The 14,953-nt window shown below is 62.3% G+C and carries 14 protein-coding genes and 1 tRNA gene; 7 read left to right on the top strand and 8 right to left on the bottom strand.

The genetic code is table 11. The annotated features are described in order from the left end of the window. Nucleotides 1-16: 16 nt before the first annotated feature. The 8 genes from ABFC66_RS05985 to aroA all read right to left on the bottom strand — a co-directional run bounded on the left by ABFC66_RS05985 (nucleotide 17) and on the right by aroA (nucleotide 7,220). On the bottom strand, nucleotides 17-679 hold the full coding sequence (locus ABFC66_RS05985) for a phosphoribosylanthranilate isomerase (RefSeq protein ID WP_346740061.1): 663 nt from the start codon (nucleotides 677-679) through the stop codon (nucleotides 17-19). 1 nt (nucleotide 680) lies between these two features. Continuing rightward, nucleotides 681-1,385 carry an orotidine-5'-phosphate decarboxylase gene (gene pyrF / locus ABFC66_RS05980; RefSeq protein ID WP_346740060.1) on the bottom strand — a complete coding sequence of 235 codons (705 nt, stop codon included), beginning with the start codon at nucleotides 1,383-1,385 and terminating at the stop codon, nucleotides 681-683. Between the two features lie 90 nt (nucleotides 1,386-1,475). Further along, nucleotides 1,476-1,772: a DUF1049 domain-containing protein gene (locus ABFC66_RS05975; RefSeq protein ID WP_346740059.1), complete on the bottom strand. Its 297-nt coding sequence runs from the start codon at nucleotides 1,770-1,772 to the stop codon at nucleotides 1,476-1,478. Nucleotides 1,773-1,820: 48 nt separating this feature from the next. Continuing rightward, complete coding sequence (gene ihfB, locus ABFC66_RS05970) at nucleotides 1,821-2,159, bottom strand: integration host factor subunit beta (RefSeq protein ID WP_152214257.1); 339 nt, start codon at nucleotides 2,157-2,159, stop codon at nucleotides 1,821-1,823. Nucleotides 2,160-2,269: 110 nt separating this feature from the next. Beyond that, nucleotides 2,270-3,211, bottom strand: coding sequence for a signal peptide peptidase SppA (gene sppA / locus ABFC66_RS05965; protein ID WP_346740058.1), 942 nt, complete (start codon nucleotides 3,209-3,211; stop codon nucleotides 2,270-2,272). A gap of 105 nt (nucleotides 3,212-3,316) precedes the next feature. Beyond that, a complete protein-coding gene (gene rpsA / locus ABFC66_RS05960; RefSeq protein ID WP_346740057.1) occupies nucleotides 3,317-5,023 on the bottom strand; it encodes a 30S ribosomal protein S1 in 1,707 nt (568 codons plus the stop codon). A gap of 197 nt (nucleotides 5,024-5,220) precedes the next feature. Continuing rightward, complete coding sequence (cmk, locus tag ABFC66_RS05955; RefSeq protein ID WP_346740056.1) at nucleotides 5,221-5,862, bottom strand: (d)CMP kinase; 642 nt, start codon at nucleotides 5,860-5,862, stop codon at nucleotides 5,221-5,223. Continuing rightward, nucleotides 5,859-7,220, bottom strand: coding sequence for a 3-phosphoshikimate 1-carboxyvinyltransferase (gene aroA / locus ABFC66_RS05950; protein WP_346740055.1), 1,362 nt, complete (start codon nucleotides 7,218-7,220; stop codon nucleotides 5,859-5,861). The genes cmk and aroA overlap by 4 nt, the downstream gene beginning before the upstream one ends. Before the next feature lie 200 nt (nucleotides 7,221-7,420). Here aroA and ABFC66_RS05945 point away from each other — a divergent pair, with 200 nt between their 5' ends. From ABFC66_RS05945 to ABFC66_RS05915, 7 genes are all read left to right on the top strand, one after another. Further along, entirely contained in the window at nucleotides 7,421-7,810 is a 390-nt protein-coding gene (locus tag ABFC66_RS05945) for a TIGR02300 family protein (protein ID WP_346740054.1), read from the top strand. 122 nt (nucleotides 7,811-7,932) lie between these two features. Next, nucleotides 7,933-8,008 (top strand) — tRNA-Ala (locus ABFC66_RS05940). Between the two features lie 664 nt (nucleotides 8,009-8,672). Beyond that, nucleotides 8,673-9,101, top strand: coding sequence for a biopolymer transporter ExbD (locus ABFC66_RS05935; RefSeq protein ID WP_346740053.1), 429 nt, complete (start codon nucleotides 8,673-8,675; stop codon nucleotides 9,099-9,101). Between the two features lie 3 nt (nucleotides 9,102-9,104). Then, on the top strand, nucleotides 9,105-9,773 hold the full coding sequence (locus ABFC66_RS05930; protein WP_346740052.1) for a TonB family protein: 669 nt from the start codon (nucleotides 9,105-9,107) through the stop codon (nucleotides 9,771-9,773). 71 nt (nucleotides 9,774-9,844) lie between these two features. After that, a complete protein-coding gene (locus ABFC66_RS05925) occupies nucleotides 9,845-12,226 on the top strand; it encodes a TonB-dependent receptor (protein ID WP_346740051.1) in 2,382 nt (793 codons plus the stop codon). A 62-nt stretch (nucleotides 12,227-12,288) separates the two neighbouring features. Beyond that, nucleotides 12,289-12,957, top strand: coding sequence for a MotA/TolQ/ExbB proton channel family protein (locus ABFC66_RS05920; RefSeq protein WP_346740050.1), 669 nt, complete (start codon nucleotides 12,289-12,291; stop codon nucleotides 12,955-12,957). A 45-nt stretch (nucleotides 12,958-13,002) separates the two neighbouring features. Further along, the gene (locus ABFC66_RS05915) at nucleotides 13,003-14,628 is read left to right on the top strand and encodes an alkaline phosphatase D family protein (RefSeq protein ID WP_346740049.1); all 1,626 of its coding nucleotides are present in this window, start codon (nucleotides 13,003-13,005) and stop codon (nucleotides 14,626-14,628) included. Nucleotides 14,629-14,953: the final 325 nt, after the last annotated feature.

The raw sequence follows: 14,953 nt of genomic DNA, 5'->3' as shown, positions 1-14,953 counted from the left end.
GATACGATGCCGGTAGTCAAACGGACCTGGCGGCGCGAATGAATTCCGCGATCAGCTTCGGGTTCTTCCGACCCGGCGCGTCCTCGACGCCGGAAGAGACATCGACCGCTTCCGCGCCGCTGATGCGGATCGCTTCGCCGACATTTTCCGCCGTCAATCCGCCGGAAAGCATCCAGGGCATTTCGGGCCTGTGTCCGGCGATCAGCGACCAGTCGAAGACAAGGCCATTTCCGCCGGGCAGCGCATTCTGCATAGATTTAGGCGGTTTGGCATCGAACAGCAACAAATCGGCTGCATCACGGTAAATGTCTGATCTCGTTAGGTCTTCCGGCTCGGAAACGGCGACGGCCTTCATCAGCGTCAGGCCGAAACGGGATTTCAGTTCGATGAGCCTCTCGGGGCTCTCATGCCCGTGAAGTTGCAGCATGTCGGGCTTCAGCGCCGCGACGATACGATCGAGCGTGGCGTCGTCGGCATCGACGGTAAGTGCCACCTTCAACACATGGGGCGGCACGAGCTTGCCGAGTTCCGCAGCGTCATCGGGCGAAATATTGCGGGGGCTTCTGGCAAAGAAGACGAAGCCGAGATAGTCGGCGCCCGCGTCCACGGCAGCCTTCACCGTCTCCGGCGTCGACAGGCCGCAAATCTTGACCCTGATATTTGAGGCGGGGACGGGCATGTCAGGCTGCGAGCGAGGCGCTGATCGCCTCGGCCGCCTCGCGCGGGTTGGCGGCGCCCGTGATCGGGCGGCCGATGACGAGAATGTCCGCGCCAAGCGCGAGAGCGTCAGACGGCGTCATGATGCGCTTCTGGTCGCCGATGTCGCTGCCTGCGGGACGGATGCCCGGCACGATGAGCTTGAAGTCGCGGCCGAGTTCGGCGCGCAGCCGCTCGATTTCATGCGCGGAGCAGACGACGCCGTCGAGCCCGGCCTTAGCCGCGAGATGCGCGAGGCGCAGCACGTGGTCGGCGGGCGTGCCGGAAACGCCCGTGTCATGGAGATCGGATTGATCGAGGCTGGTCAGCACCGTGACCGCGATGACGAGCGGGCGCGCATCGCCCGCTTCCTTTGCGGCATCGGCGGCGGCCCGCATCATGGCGAGCCCACCCGCCGCATGGACGTTCACGATGGCGGGCTTCAAGGGCAGCGTTGCGCGGATGCCGCCTGCGACCGTGTTCGGAATGTCATGGAGCTTGAGGTCGAGGAAGATCGGCACACCCGCTTCCGCGACGGTGCGATAGCCCTGCGGGCCACGCGCATTGAAGAATTCCATGCCGAGCTTCACGCCGCCCACCGTGCCCTTGAGCCCGCGCGCGAGCGAGGCGGCATGGGCTTCATCCACCGTGTCGAGGGCGCAGAAAATGGGGTTCGGGGTCACGCTCATTGGGGCTCCTTTGGCCGGAGTCGGGCTTTGGCCTGGGTCGCGCGGTTTATAGCACCGCCGGACCCACGGCGAAACGCCGCCGCGAGGGGCTCAGAGCGTTGCGGCGGGGAGGTTGGGGCCCGAGCTTTTTGCCGGCTCCATGGGCGGCGGCGCCTTTCGCCGGGCGATCTTGATCTTCGCCTGGCTCCAGGCTGCAAAACCGCCGATCAGGATGCCGATGAAGAGCGCGATCAGCACGATGCCGGCCAGCGGCATTTCAAGGCTGAGGGCGGGCGCCGCTGCGTTGAACGGGTCAAGGCTGAAGCTCACGACATGGCGGTTGGCCACGGCAAGCGCGATCACGATCAGCGCGACCGGTGGCAGGACGATCCAGCGGAGCAGGCTCAATGGCTCAATCCTTTAAAAGCCTCTCCCATCGGGAGAGGGGCGAGGATATCAATCCTCGTCGTCCTCATCGCCTTCCTCGGCGGCAAGCAGCTTGCCTTCCGGGATGTCGGCGTTGTTGAGGCGTTCGCGCAGTTCCTTGCCCGTCTTGAAGAAGGGCACGAATTTTTCATCCACGTGAACGGGCGCGCCGGTACGCGGATTGCGTCCGGTGCGGGCCGGACGGCTTTTCACGGAGAAGGCGCCGAAGCCGCGAAGTTCCACCCGGTCGCCACGCGCCAGCGCTGCGCTGATCTCGTCGAAAATCGTGGAAACGATCCGCTCCACGTCTCGCTGGTAGAGATGCGGGTTCGCCTGTGCGAGGCGGGCGACGAGTTCGGATTTGATCATGTCTCTGCGCGTCCGGGCTGGGTGCTGCCTCTGGCTTTTGTCGAGGGGATGGCCGGAGCGTCATGTCTCTGCGCCCTCAACTGCCCCCCAGGCAGCATGAAACTCATCGTTCAACGGGCGTCAGGGTGCCAAACGCTGCTCAGCCCGTCAAGGGTAAGTCTTTTTGTTTGCAGCGTTTTTCCGGCCAGCGCTTCGATCCCCGCAGCTAGAACCCGGCCAGCCGCCTCGCCCGTGAAGGAGCCATAGGCGGCGTCTTCGCGCTCCGGCGCCCAGTCCTCCACAGGAAGACCGGCCGGAACCTTGCGGGCCGTGGTCAGCCATTTGACGGCTTCGTCCTCACCGCCGATCTCGTCGACGAGCTTGTTCTGGACGGCCTGCCAGCCCGTATAGACGCGCCCGTCGCCGAGTTTCTTCGCCGTGGCGGCGTCGAGCTTCCGGCGCTCCTGGACGAGGCCGATGAACCAGTCATAGGAGGAGGTGACGAGATCGCGCGTCGCTGCCAACGCCTCGGGGCTGGGCTTGTGATAGGGCGCGGGCTCGGCCTTGAGCGGCGCCGATTTCACCGACTGGACCTCGATGCCGAGCTTTTCCATCAGCCCGGCGAATTGCGGCCATTCGAAGAGGACGCCGATCGAGCCGGTCAGCGTATTGCCGCGGGCGACGATGTGGTCGGCGGAAAGCGCGGCGATATATCCCCCGGAGGCCGCGACCGTGCCAAGCGTCGCGACGACGGGCTTCTTCGCGGCAAGCTGGCGGACCCTGGTGTAGAGAGCTTCGGCGCCGGTCGTCGTGCCGCCGGGGCTGTCGATCGAGAGAATGACGGCTTTCACCGAATGATCGTCGCCAAGCTGCTTCAGCAGATCCTGCATGTCCCGGTCATCGGTGATGATGCCGGTGATCTCCACCCGCGCGATCTGGGCGTGGTGGAAGCGCGTCGTGCCGACGGCTGCGAGGATGGCGAGCACCACGGCAATGACGGCCGCGAAGCGCCAAAAAAACAGGCGGCGCTTGAGGCGCCGCCTGTCCGTGATTGCATCTGCGTCGAAGGACACTGGGCTTTCTCCGGACAAGCTGTTTCCGGGAGACTAGACCAAATGATCTTCGGCGTCATGAGCGAGCCGAACGGGGCCGGCCGAAGCCGGCCCGGACGGGTACGCTTACTTCTTTTCGTCCTGGGCGCCACGGAGCGCGGCACCGAGGATGTCGCCGAGCGACGCGCCCGAGTCGGACGAGCCGTACTGAGCGACGGCTTCCTTCTCTTCCGCGATTTCGAGCGCCTTGACCGAGAGGGTCATCTTGCGCGCGGCGCGGTCGAACTGCGTCACGCGGGCGTCGATCTTGTCGCCGACGGCGAAACGCTCGGGGCGCTGCTCCGAACGGTCACGCGAGAGTTCGGCGCGACGGATGAAGGCAGGCATCGCCTCCGCGCCGACCGTGACTTCGAGACCGTTCTCGGTCACGCCCGTCACCGTGCAGGTGACGACCGCGCCCTTGCGGATCGCGTCGCCGAGGCTTTCCAGCGGATCGCCGCTGAGCTGCTTGATGCCGAGCGAGATACGCTCTTTCTCGGTGTCGACGTCGAGGACGACGGCCTTGACGACCTGGCCCTTCTGATAGGCCTGCATGGCTTCCTCGCCCGACTTGTTCCAGTCGAGGTCGGACATGTGGACCATGCCGTCGACGTCCGTGTCGAGACCGATGAACAGACCGAACTCGGTGATGTTCTTGATCTCGCCTTCGACGATCGTGCCGACCGGGAACTTCTCGGCGAAGCTCATCCACGGGTTGTCGAGGCACTGCTTGAGACCAAGCGAGATGCGACGCTTCACCGGATCGACTTCGAGCACCATCACTTCGACTTCCTGCGAGGTCGAAACGATCTTGCCGGGGTGCACGTTCTTCTTGGTCCAGCTCATCTCGGAGACGTGGACAAGACCTTCAACGCCCGGCTCGAGCTCAACGAACGCACCGTAATCGGTGATGTTCGTAACGCGGCCCTTGAGCTTCGCGCCGATCGGATACTTCGCGGAAACGCCTTCCCACGGATCGGCCTCGAGCTGCTTCATGCCGAGCGAGATGCGCTGGGTTTCCTGGTTCACCTTGATCACCTGGACCTTCACGGTCTGGCCGATCGAGAGAACTTCCGTCGGGTGGTTCACGCGGCGCCACGCAATGTCGGTGACGTGCAGCAGGCCGTCGACGCCGCCGAGGTCAACGAACGCACCGTAATCGGTGATGTTCTTGACGACGCCTTCCAGCACCTGGCCTTCCTTGAGGTTCTCGACGAGTTCCTGACGCTGTTCGGCGCGGGTCTCTTCGAGGACGGCGCGGCGCGAGACGACGATGTTGCCGCGGCGCTTGTCCATCTTGAGGATCTGGAAGGGCTGGGCGATGTTCATCAGCGGGGTCACGTCGCGCACGGGGCGGATGTCGACCTGGCTGCCGGGGAGGAAGGCGACGGCGCCGTCGAGATCGACGGTGAAGCCACCCTTCACGCGGCCGAAGATCTGGCCTTCGACGCGTTCCTGCTTCTCGAAAGCGACTTCGAGGCGGATCCAGCTCTCTTCGCGCTTCGCCTTTTCACGCGACAGCACGGCCTCGCCGGCGGAATTCTCGATGCGCTCGAGATAGACTTCCACGGTGTCGCCGACCTGAACGGCCGCGGCGCGGCCGGGGGTCGCAAATTCCTTGAGGGCGACGCGGCCTTCGGTCTTGAGGCCGACGTCGATGATGGCGAGGTCGTTTTCGATGCCGACGATACGGCCACGGATGACCGAGCCTTCCTGCATGTCGCTGGAGCCGAAGGACTCTTCGAGCAGGGCGGCGAAATCTTCGCGCGTCGGGTTGAGTGCGGTATTAGCCAATGTGTTCAGTCTCCTGATCGGTGCTTTATCCGGCCGACGGTTGTGTCCGGCGGTCTTCCCCCTGGGTCGTGAGCGCCCGGGAGCATATGGATGTGGGCAGGCGGTTAGAGGTTGCAAAAATAGTCTCGCCGGCAGCGACCCCCGAAACGCCGAATAGCCAATGTGCAAGCCCGCCCCGCGAATAGCGGATAGCGCGCTTAACTCATTGACTTGTCGATGATCCGGACGGCTTCGCCGAACGCCGCTTCTATACTCAAATCGGTGGTGTCGAGCAAGTGCGCGTCGGTGGCCTGACGCATGGGGCTCGCCGCCCGGCCGGCGTCCCGCGCGTCTCTTTCCTTCGTATCTTCAAGGACTTGTGCCTCGGAGACCGTGGACCCCGAGTTCTTGAGTTCGAGCCAGCGCCTGTGGGCCCGGACCTCGGGGCTGGCGGTCACGAAAAGCTTCACATCGGCGTCGGGGCAGACGACCGTTCCAATGTCCCGCCCGTCCAGCACGGCGCCCTTCTGTCCGTCTGGCGGGTTCGCGGCGAAATCGCGCTGAAAATCGAGGATGGCTGCCCGGACCGAGGGCATGACGGCCACAAGCGAAGCGGCTTCGCCCGCTTCCCGCGTGCGGATGGCCTTTTCGTCGATCCGGGAGATGTCGAGCGCCTGCGCCGCGGCGAGCGCCGCCGTCTCGTCGGCGGGGTTGCCGTCCGCGTCGCGGACCGCCTGTCCGACCGCGCGGTAGAGCGAACCCGTATCGAGATAGGCAAAGCCGTAATGAGCCGCGAGCCTTCGCGCCAGCGTTCCCTTGCCGGAGGCGGCGGGACCGTCGATCGCGACGACGAAGCTCACTGGCCGTGGCTCACAAAGAGGGCGCCGAGCTCGCGCATCAGCGGGATGAAGTTCGGGAAGCTCGTTGCGATCATCGTGGCGTCGTCGACGGTCACCGGCTTGTGTGCGGCGAGCCCCATGACCAGGAAGGACATGGCAATCCGGTGGTCCATATGGGTGACGACATGGCCGCCGCCATCGACATGACCCTCGCGGCCTTCGACCGTCATCGAATCCTCGGTCTCATGGACCTTGATGCCATTGAGCCTGAGGCCTGCTGCTGTCGCCGCGATGCGGTCGCTTTCCTTGACGCGCAATTCGTGGATGCCGCGCATCACCGTCTGGCCGGATGCAAAAGAAGCAGCAATGGCAAGCACGGGATATTCGTCGATCATGGAGGCAGCGCGTTCCGGCGGCACCTCGATGCCGTGAAGACGGCTCGCCCGGACGCGCAGATCGGCGACGGGCTCTCCGCCTTCCTCGCGCTGGTTCATGATCTCGATGTCGGCGCCCATCTCGATGAGTGTCGTATAGAGGCCGGCGCGGTGCGGATTGAGCGTAATGCCTTCGACCACGACTTCCGAGCCCGGCACGATGAGCGCTGCGACGACCGGGAAGGCCGCCGAGGACGGATCGCCGGGGACGATGATCGGGCAGGGGTGAAGCTCGGGCTGGCCGGTGAGATGGATGGCGAGCGCGCCGTCGGGCAGCGTTTCGGTCTCGACATGGGCGCCGAAGGCCCGAAGCATCCGTTCGGTATGGTCGCGGGTCGGCACAGGCTCGATCACCGTGGTGACGCCCCGCGCATTGAGCCCGGCCAGGAGCACGGCCGACTTCACCTGAGCGGATGCGACCGGCGAGCGGTAGGTGATGGGAAGGGCTTCGCGGGCGCCTGTGAGCGTCAGCGGCAGCCGCCCGCCCTCTCGGGCATGGAACACGGCGCCCATCTGGCTCAGCGGCGTGATGACGCGGCCCATGGGGCGGCGCGAAAGCGACGCGTCGCCTATGAAGGTTGCGGTAATCGGATGGCCGGCGACAAGGCCCATGATGAGTCGCGCGCCGGTCCCTGAATTGCCGAAATCGAGCGGCTGCGACGGTTCGCGCAAAGCCCCGACCCCGACGCCATGGACGGTCCAGGCGCCCTCTCCGGTCCGCGTCACCTCGGCGCCGAGGCGGCGCATGGTCTCGGCGGTCGCCAGCACGTCCTCGCCTTCCAGAAGGCCGGTGATCTTCGTTTCACCAACCGTCAGGGCGCCGAAAATGAGCGCGCGATGGGAAATCGACTTGTCGCCGGGCACGCGGAGGCGGCCCGTCAGCGAATGAGAGGGCTCGGCGGAAAGGCTTGTATCTGAGCTTTCGGACGGGTGGGCCACGGTCATATCCCTTGGGGGCTTCCGGGAAGGACGTTCCGGCGCGACGCGGGAACCAGGCGAACGCTGCATGGCGCGCGCGAATAGGTTTTGACAGGAGCAACTTATCGTGGCAATGGGAAAATCCGTTGGGTAGACCTGCGCCGAATGCGTGGGGGAAATCCGGCGAGACGGGCCGCAGGGCACCGATGCCGCAAGGAGATTAAAACTTGTCGAAACCGGAGTTGGGAACGAAGCGCGATTGCCCGAGCTGCGGCGCGAAGTTTTACGATCTGACCAAGAGCCCTGCTGTTTGCCCCAAGTGCAAACACGAATTCGTGCCGGATTCGGGCGCGAAGGCCAAACGCGCCAAGCCGGTCGAAAAGCCGAAGGAAAAGGCGCCGCGTACGGTCGAGGTGGCGGAAGACGAGGATAATGTCTCGTTGGATGCGCTGCGCGACGAAGAACTGGCCGCCGAGGATCTGGGCGACGATATCCTTGAGGATATCGGCGAGGAGATCGAGGACGACGCCGAAGACGATGCCTTCCTGCCTGACGACGAGGACGAGGAAGACGACGTTTCGGGCATCATCCGCGGCGTCGGCGAGGACGACGAATAAAAAGTTTGCGGCGCATGGGGCGCAATCGGCGCGGATCAATATTTGTGCTTGATCCCGACGAAAACGCGCCCTAAGTTCCGCCACCGCTGCGGGGGAGCCCAATCTCCTCCGCATTATACGGCGGGGCCATAGCTCAGTTGGGAGAGCGCTTGCATGGCATGCAAGAGGTCGGCGGTTCGATTCCGCCTGGCTCCACCATTAAGTCCCGAGCGCTCGCGAGAGACCGACGGGCACTCCAGAACTTCCCGACATTTATGAGGCTTGGCGCGAAGTGCTGCATCCATTTGCGGCGTGAAGCGGAGCAGAGATCGCGGATTGCGCTCCAATTGGGTGCTGGTCTCTGCGAGCTAATGCGCCGTTCATCGATTCTCCAGCGCGCCGCAAATTCTCTCAGAGAGATGGCCGCTGGTTAGATTCTTGAACCAGAGCTGAGTGCGTCCGAGCGTCCTTATAAGAGCAGGATCGGGCTGGTGTTCTGGGGTGGCGCCGTTCCGCCGATGATCATCCAGATGCGCGATCCATTTCCACTCCAGCGGAATGGTCGGCGCTGGGCGGTCACATCGTTTTCCCCGTCGCCGTCGCGCGAGACAATCAGCCACTGCCACATGCGGGTGCTTTGTCAGATTGGAAGAGAGTTCCGATCGAGCGGCGTCCGTCCCGATGATCGTCCGCTATTGATGGTGCAGACGGGTCAGTCAATTATCAGTACAAAGAATATATAGGCGTTCGTCCTCCGCGCGAGTGGGCACCTGTTCGGGTCGTTAAACTGTCGTTATTAATTATCAAAGGAGTAACCGCGGTTTCACAATAGGCCCCTATCTGACGCGCTTGAAAGTAGCGTTCCTCAGTTCCGGGTCTTCCAATGCGTCACTGGCCAGACGAGCAGCCTCATCGATCGCGGATCGAAATTATTCCGATGATCGACGTAATGATGTTTCTGCTCGCGTTTTTCGTTCTGATCAGCGTCAACGTCATTCCGGCGCTCGGCATCAAGACCAAGCTGCCGAAGTCTTCTGCGGCACAGCAGCTCGACAAGATGCGCAAGATCGTCGTGACACTTGGAACGGACGGCATCCTGCAGGTCGATGGAAAATCCGTACCGCTTGCAGGGCTGGCTTCGGCCCTTGCAGCGAGCGCGCCTCCGAGCAAGCCGGACGGTTCAGCGAAGACGGCCGTGCTGATCAATGGCGACGGTGCGGTGGAGCTTCAGCGCGTCATAGAAGTCGTCGATGTGTTGAAGGCAGGCGGCTACGATAGTTTCTCGATCGCGACCAAAAAGAAGTCCGGATAGAAAATGGACTTCTTGTATGAGAGACGACAATCCGTCGCGGGCCTCGCGACGGCAACGATCCTTGGCGCGCTCATCGTCGCCTCGAACTGGCATGTCGAGCTTGTCGCCGACGCAAAGCCGGTCGAGTTGATGCTGGAGACGATGCCGGAGCCTGTCCCGCCGGCACCAGCGGCGCCGCCCGCCCCGCAGGAGGCGACTCCGCCACCGGTTAAAACCACCGAGCCTGCTTTCGAAAAGCCAAAGCCACCACGGCCGCAAAAGCCGCGACCGCCGACGCCTGTTCGCGTTGCGAAGCCCATGCCTGTCGCCGCGCCGTCGCCCGTTCACGCGCCTGCTCAGGTAAAGGCCGCGGCGCCCTCCAATCCGTTGGCGGATGTCCAGAACCAATATGCAGCCGCGCTGCGCGCCTATCTGCAGTCGATACGCCGCTATCCGAACACCAAGGAAGCGCGAATGCTTCATCCGCAGGGCGCGGTGGAACTCTGGTTCGTTCTCGATCGAAGTGGCGCGCTTGTCGATGCGGGCATCGAACAAGGCGCTGGTTCGCCAATCCTCGACCGCGCCGCGCTCGCGACGGTGCGCGGCGGCGCCTATCCACCATTTCCGAACGACGCTTTTCCGGGAGAGAGCACGCGACGGTTCACCGTGAGGCTCGACTACCAATTGAACTGAGCTGCGGCCGAGCCGCGGCTTTGACCAGGGGGCAGGTCGCTGGGGCCTGTCGCATGAATAGTGAGGCAGTCATGAAAAGTGAAAAGTTGAAAGGGTTGCGAAGCAACTTCCGATGGATACTGCTGGCAGGCGTTGCAGGGGGCGCCATGCTCGGCATCCATCCGGCCTTTGCGGAGAATACGACGGCTATCGGCACGGTGACGGTTGATGGTGAGGCCGACGATCAGGGTACGGGCCTATATTCCACTGAAGAACAGGCGCCCAAGGCGCGCTCGACTGTCACCGAGAAATATATCGAGGAGCAGCCGGGTAGCTACAATCCCTTCCAGCTCATCGAAAAACTTCCAGGCGTAAATACGACGTCGGTCGATTCGACGGGCCTCTATGGCGGCTCGCTTTCGGTTCGCGGCTTCACGAGCAGCCAGATGGGATTCACGCTCGACGGTATCCCGCTCAACGATAGCGGCGCCTATGGCGTTTATCCGCACGAATATATCGACAAGGAAAATCTCAGCTCGATCTTCCTCGCTCAGGGCTATGGCGACACGGACAAGCCCAACCTCAGTGCCACCGGCGGCAATATCGACATGTTCATCCGCGACCCGATGGACAAGTTGAATGTGAATGCCCAGCAGAGCTTCGGTTCGGACAACTATTGGCGCAGTTTTGCCCGCGTCGACACAGGCGAGTTTCTGGACGGCACGAAGGCCTTCTTTTCCTACTCGAAATCGCAAGCCGACAAGTTTCGTGGAGAAGGCAACGCCGACCGCGAGCATTTCGACACGAAGATTGTGAAGAAAATCGCGAGCTCGAGCCAGATTTCGTTTGGCGCCTATTACAACAAGTCGGTCAACAACAATTTTCGTTCGGCGACGCTCGGCCAGATTGATCAATATGGCTGGGATTTTGACTATGCGACCACATTTGCGCCGCGGCCCACGCCCGTCAACGGCACTGCCCAGAACGACGACAACAGCTTCGGGAATCCGTTCAGCCGCGAGCAGTATTACAAGCTGCGCGTGAATCCCTGGGAGAGCCTGATACTCTCGGCCAAGGCCAATCTGCAGGTCGCCGACAATGTCCGCTTCGACTTCGAACCCTATTTTGTCTTCGGACGCGGCAATGGCGGTGGCGCCGTCTATCTGAAGGAAGGTGATACAAGCTCCAGCTATAGCGGCCTGCGCGCGATCATGGGCACGAATAGCGGCGTCGATCTCAATGGCGACGGCGATGCCAGGGACACCGTTCTGTTTTATCGTCCGACGAATGCGCGCGCCTTCCGCCCGGGTTTCGTCAGCCGTCTGACCTGGAACTTCGAAAACAACGTTCTGTCGACCGGCTTCCAGTATGAGCGCGCGCGCCTTCGGGAAATCCGCCAGTACGAATATGTCGACGACAATGGCAATCCCTCGGACGTCTGGGCGACGAACGCGCAACTCTTCCGTGTCAGCGATGGCCTGCCGGCCCGTACGCGCGACACGGAAACGGTCAGCACGATCAAGCGGCCTTTCATCCAGGACTCGCTCAACCTCTTCAACGATCAGGTGACGGCCGAGTTCGGTCTACAATACGCCATGGTTGATCGCGATGGCACGAACAACCTGCCCCTCGCTCAACGCTCCTATAGTGGTGGCGTAATTGTTCCTGTTCACACCACACAGAGCAACAGCAAGGTGATGCCGAATGCCGGTCTAAATTGGCGGATCACGCCTGAGCACCAGCTCTTCGCCTCTGCGGCGCAGTCGTTCCGCGCGCCGGACAACACGAACATGTTCGAGCCCGGTTCCGGCGCCGCCGTAAAGCCGGAAACGGCTGTGATCGTCGATGGCGGCTATCGCTACGCAGGGTCGTTCTTCAGCGGGGGTATCACTGCCTTCAACATCGACTACAAGAACCGTCAGCAGAGCTCCAAGGACCTCGTGACCGGTATCACTGTGGCGAAGACGATCGGCGACGTGAAGACGCGCGGTGTCGAACTTGAAATCGCGACCAGGCAGTTCGACGGCTTCTCTGCTTATGCGTCCGCCTCCTATACAGACAGCAAGCTGCAGAACAACACGGAGGTCAACGGAACCATTCTGCCGACGGCCAACAAGAACATGATCGACACGCCAAAATACCTTGGCTCGCTCGTGCTCCGCTATGACGGCCGGGGGTGGTTCACGTCGGTTGCCGGCAAGTATACGGGCTCGCGTTTCTCAACCCTGATGAACGACGAGTCGCTCGCCCCGCACACGACGGTGGACCTCACCGCCGGTTACGACTTGCCATCTTCGCTGGTCGGTCTGCAGAAGGTGACGCTCGTTTTTGCCGTGGATAACGTCTTCGATGAACGCTATCTCGGCACGCTCATCTCCTACACGACGAATGCAACGGGCGCGAACGCCGGTTCGCCGACCTATCAGGTTGGCGGTCCGCGCTTTGCCTCCGTCAGCCTTAGCGTCGATTTCTGATACGCGAACCGGAGGGGGAACGCATCCCGCGTTCCCCCGACCCTCGCTCCCGGAGTTTTCCCATGGCCATCATCCAGACACTTACCAATGCGGCAAACGCCGTCCTGCATCCTGCGAGCCTGACCGAGAGCCTGCATGTCATCACCTTTGCCTTGCTCGGTGCTGCAGTCGTGCTCGTCACCTTCGTTTCGATCGAGCGGGCGATCTTCTACGCCGTCAATCTGCGTCAGGCACGCAAGCTCGAGAAATTGCTGGCCAAATCGGGACCGAATGGAAGCTTTCCGAAGTCTCCGAGCGTACTTTCCGGCGTCTTCGGCTCGGCCGTTGCTGACATGTTGGCCGTGCGTTCCGCCTCTTCCGAACGGTTGGCTCAGGAAGATGTCGCGCAGACTATTTTCATCCGCAGCCGCGCACGCTTCACACAACATTTGTGGATGCTCGATACGGTTATCACGGCGGCGCCGCTTCTCGGCCTTCTCGGCACGATCTTCGGCATCATCGATACTTTCGTTGCCCTGGCTCAGGCGGGCATCTCGGATCCGGCGGCTGTCAGCGCCGGTATCGGCACAGCGCTCTTCGCCACGGCGGCTGGCATCGGCACCGCGCTTTACGGCCTTCTGTTCAACAATACGTTTCAGGAAGTCGTGCTGCGACTGAGCGATCATCTGAAGCTCGTTCTCATCGCGGCCGGCATGGACCCGCTGATCGGAACTCAGGCTTCCGCGAAATAGACGTCTGCGAAACAGGCATCCGGCATTCATTGTCAGGGGAAATCCATGACCGCTCATCGCATCTCGGCACCTGTGTTGATCCCGTCGCGACGCAGCTTCCTTAGCCTTGCCGGCGCGGCGGCGCGCGGGAGCATTGTCGCTCCGGCGCTCGTCGGCTGCGTGGCGGGCGGCATGCAAAGCTGGCGCAAGGGCAACCCCTTCAGCCTCGGTGTTGCTTCGGGGGCGCCCACTCCGGATGGTTTCGTCCTGTGGACGAGGCTCGTGCCCGATCCTCTGTCGGCCGACCCTGCGATGCCGGGCGGCATGAGAGGCGGGCCTGTGCCGGTCGCCTATGAAATTGCCGAGGACGAGGCCATGACCCGGCTCGTCCGGAAGGGCGTCGCTATCGCCGATCCGCACTATGCCTATTCTGTGCATGAGGAAGTGAGGGGGCTCGCTCCCGGCCGGCCCTATTGGTATCGCTTCATCTCGGGCGAGGCGGTAAGCCGGATCGGCCGCGCCATGACGGCACCGGCAACAGGCGCTCCGCTTGCCGGGTTACGTCTTGCCTATGCCTCTTGCGCGAATTACGAGCAGGGTTATTACGCGGCCTATCATCACCTCGCCGAAGAACATCCCGATCTTGTGATCTTCCTGGGTGACTACATCTATGAAAGCGTCGACACGAAACATCCGACGGTCCGCAGGCACAAGGATGGCATGGAAGCGAAGACGCTCGCGCAATATCGGGATCGCTATACGCAGTACAAGCTCGACGAAAATCTGCAGCGTGTGCATGCGGTCGCGCCCTCGCTTGTCACATGGGACGATCACGAGGTTCAAAACGACTATTCGGACAAATGGTCGAAGACCTTTGACGATCCGGCGAAGTTCCTTGCTCGCAGGGCGGCTGCCTATCAGGCATTTTATGAACACATGCCTGTGCGTCCCTTGCTGTCGAAGCCGCATGGCGCCTCGATGCGGATCTATGAGCGCTACGCCTTCGGCGACCTTGCCGAAATCTCGTTGATCGACGGTCGGCAGTATCGTTCACGAGAGGCTTGTTATGGTCCGCCCAAGAAGGGTGGCGGGCATCTCGAGACCAATGCGAGCTGTCCTGAAAGGCTCGCTGCTGCCCGTTCGATGCTGGGTGAAGCGCAGGAGGCGTGGCTTTACGATGGGCTCGCGAATTCGAAGGCGCGCTGGAACATCATTGCTCAGGATGTGCTGATGGCCCAGTTCGGCCATAAGGACGAAACGGGTCATATCGCCTACTGGACGGAGGACTGGAACGGTTATCCCGCCAATCGTTCGCGCCTCATGAAGCACATACACGAGGCGCGTGTGGCCAATGCGGTGGTGATCGGCGGCGACAGCCATTGCTTCTGGACCAACGACCTGAAGCTCGATTTCGACAATGAGCGTTCACCGACGGTCGCGACGGAAATCGTCGGAACGTCGATCAGCTCCCGCCCGCCCGTCTATGAGCTTTTCGCCAAGGCCTTGCCCGACAATCCGCATGTGCGTTTCTTTGAAAGCCGCAAGCGGGGCTATGTCCTGATCGAGGTCGATGCCCAGCATATGACGACGAAGTTCCAGGCGATATCCGACGTCAGGGATCCCGATGCTCAGCTCTCGACGCTAAAGACGTTCGTCGTCGAAAGCGGAAGGGCGGGGGCCATTGAGGGCTAGCGTAGGTTGGCGCCCTGCGGGTGAACTGAGCGTGCCGCTTTACGTGTACGATCATCATGCCGACGCCAATCAATTCCGGGCGCAGCGCTGAACGATGCCTCCGGCCGGGCCTTTCTGATAGGGCAGTGAGGCAACATTCCTTCACATGGCAACGAATGGTCGCGATCGACGGCATGGCACTGCAAGTCTCCGTATACTAACATTGAGAAAGGCACCCTGCGGGAACGGGATGCCTTGGCGCGGTCCATCCTCCGCTTAGCCGGTGGTGTATTTTCAGGGCCGCGTCTTTTGACGTGCTATTTGATGCGAGTTTTTATGCGCGCCG

Origin of the sequence: Parvibaculum sp. (assembly GCF_039680535.1) — a bacterium.
Taxonomy (GTDB): domain Bacteria; phylum Pseudomonadota; class Alphaproteobacteria; order Parvibaculales; family Parvibaculaceae; genus Parvibaculum.
The sequence above is the reverse complement of the archived record's forward strand: the minus strand, read 5'-3'. Positions and strand labels throughout refer to the sequence as shown.